Source organism: Pseudomonas sp. SIMBA_067, assembly GCF_046534675.1.
Taxonomy (GTDB): Bacteria; Pseudomonadota; Gammaproteobacteria; order Pseudomonadales; family Pseudomonadaceae; genus Aquipseudomonas; species Aquipseudomonas putida.
Genome location: NZ_JAWRYH010001213.1, coordinates 1 through 241, shown reverse-complemented (window position 1 = coordinate 241; position 241 = coordinate 1). Strand labels below are relative to the sequence as shown.

At 62.2% G+C, this 241-nt stretch carries 1 pseudogene; it reads right to left on the bottom strand.

Annotated elements, in window-relative coordinates:
• Positions 1-241, bottom strand: a pseudogene (locus tag SB765_RS33145) (two-component sensor histidine kinase); the annotation flags it as partial.

Below are 241 nucleotides of genomic sequence, written 5' to 3'. Positions count from 1 at the left end.
GCCGTCAGTGGCGAGCGAAGTTCATGCGCCATCGCTACATGCGAGGTGCGCAGCTCACGCTCGTAACGCGCCAGCTGCTGCGTCATCTGATTAAAATCTTCGGTAAAGCGCACCAGCTCCTGTGGCGCTTCTTTCACCACCGCCGCCGTTCGGCCAAATTCCCCTTTCGATACCGCTCGCGCTGCGGTCGCTAGCTGGCTGAACTGCGCCGACAGCGGACGGGCGAAACGCAGCGCCATCA